Below are 2,014 nucleotides of genomic sequence, written 5' to 3'. Positions count from 1 at the left end.
CGCGCGAAGGAGTACGGCGTGAGCGCCGAGACGCTGCATACAGCCTGGTGGGAGCGTGCGCAGTCGTTCGGAGTTATGTCGAACGCCGTCGAGCAGGTCACCGGCCGCGTCCAGTATCGGGAGCCGACCGGCCACGAGCATCGGCGCAGCACCTTCCGGCTGCTCGGACCCGCCGGACTGACTGAGCACGACTCGACGTTCACGCGCCGGGACGTCGTCCGCGCGTGGTGCGAGCAACTGCCGGCCGGTGCTCCAGCCAAGCAGATCACCGCGCTCACCGATCAGTTCCTCGAGCGGGACGACGTGGTACGCCTTGTCGCGCGCGACCATGCGGACGACCGCGGTTCCGTGATTCACGCCGGCGAGGCGCTCCACACGACGGCCGAGCTGCTCGCGACTGAGCAGTGCGCACTCGACACTGCCCTGGCGACGTCGGTGCTGGCGTTGTCGACCGCGACCGGGTCGCCGCCGCGGTCGCGCGTCGACCGAGCCTCGGCGACGACCAGGCGGAGATGGTCAGACGGATCGCCACCTCCGGTGCCGGTGTCGAGGTCGTCGTCGGCAAGGCGGGCGCGGGCAAGACCTTCGCACTCGACGCCGCCCGCGAGGCGTGGCAGTCCGCTGGCTACGAGGTCATCGGCACCGCGCTGGCTGCCCGTGCCGCAGCCGAGCTGCAGGACGGGTCCGGCATCCCCAGCGGCACCCTTCACGGGCTGCTCGACCACTTCAGACGCGGCATGGAGCTCAACTCGCGCACTGTCGTGGTCGTCGACGAGGCCGGCATGGTCGGCACCAGGCAACTCGCATCGTTGATCGACCACTGCGCGGCAGCCCGAGCGAAGCTCGTTCTCGTCGGCGATCCGTACCAGCTGCCCGCGATCGAGGCCGGTGGCCTGTTCCACGGGCTCGTCAACCGTCTGCCCGCTGTGGAACTCACCGAGAACCGCCGCCAGCACGCCACCTGGGAGCGCGCAGCGCTCGACGAGCTGCGCAGCGGCGATCCCAGCACGGCGATCAACGCGTACAACGAGCACGACCGCATCGTGACGGCCGACAACGCCGAAGCCCTGCGCGATCGCCTGGTGGGGGACTGGTGGCTCGCCCGCGCCGAGCACGGCGCGGACAGCACCATCATGATCGCTGCCCGCCGCAGCGACGTAGCCGACCTCAACGCCCGCGCCCGTCTCCGCATGAAGGCCGCCGGCCGCCTCATCGGGCCCGAGCTGACCGCGAACGATCGCTCATTCCAAGCCGGCGACGAGGTCGTTTGTCTCCGCAACGATCGTCGCCTCGGCGTCCTCAACGGCACGCGCGCCACAGTCACGAGCGTCGATGTCGCCGAGCGGACGCTTGCGTTCTCAACCAGAGGCGGGCCCTCGATTGCCGTGCCCGCCGCGTACCTCCACGCGGGCCATCTGGCCCACGGCTATGCCATCACTGGCCACAAGGCCCAGGGCATGACCGCCGACCGGGCCTTCGTCCTCGGCGCCGACACCATCTACCGCGAGTGGGGCTACGTCTCGATGTCGCGCGGGCGAGGTATTAACCGGTTGTACGCCGTCGCGGACGGACTCGATGTCGGTGAGACACACGAGCCTTCGCCACGGCGTCGGGCTCCACGGCGGCCGCTTGCGCTGGTTCACGCGCTGCGTCGCGTTGAGAGGACTTCGCTCGCTGTCGAACGCGGCGATCCTGAGATCGCCAGGTAGCCCGGCAGATCGCGGCGCAGACGCCGGAGGTCTTCGCCTACGAGCCATCTCCGACCGGCGATACCCTGGGTATCCGGGGCTACTCGATGGCGCCCGGCACGAGGCGCCAACTGCTCGCAGGCGGCCCTGCCCATGGTCGGGTCTCGTATCGACTCCCACCCTCACGGAGCCTGTCAAGCATTTTGAGACAGTCCGGTGGGGAATTTAGCGAGTCACCTCCAGTGAGTCATCGGGTCGGTTGATCCAGGCTGTGGTGGGCAGCTGCGGTGCCTGGGGAGGCTTGCGGACGAACCGTTCGGGGTGGG

The 2,014-nt window shown here is 69.5% G+C and carries 2 protein-coding genes; one reads left to right on the top strand and one right to left on the bottom strand.

Going from position 1 to position 2,014, the window contains the following annotated elements:
• The coding region (locus VFZ70_12335; GenBank protein ID HEX6256585.1) for a hypothetical protein at nt 1–357 on the bottom strand (357 nt) is incomplete at its 3' end.
• Between the two features lie 47 nt (nt 358–404).
• Here VFZ70_12335 and VFZ70_12330 point away from each other — a divergent pair.
• Entirely contained in the window at nt 405–1,709 is a 1,305-nt protein-coding gene (locus VFZ70_12330; GenBank protein ID HEX6256584.1) for an AAA family ATPase, read from the top strand.
• Nucleotides 1,710–2,014 lie beyond the last annotated feature (305 nt).

The sequence above is a fragment of the Euzebyales bacterium genome (assembly GCA_036374135.1).
GTDB lineage: Bacteria > Actinomycetota > Nitriliruptoria > Euzebyales > JAHELV01 > JAHELV01.
This window is presented reverse-complemented; position numbering and strand designations above follow the sequence as displayed.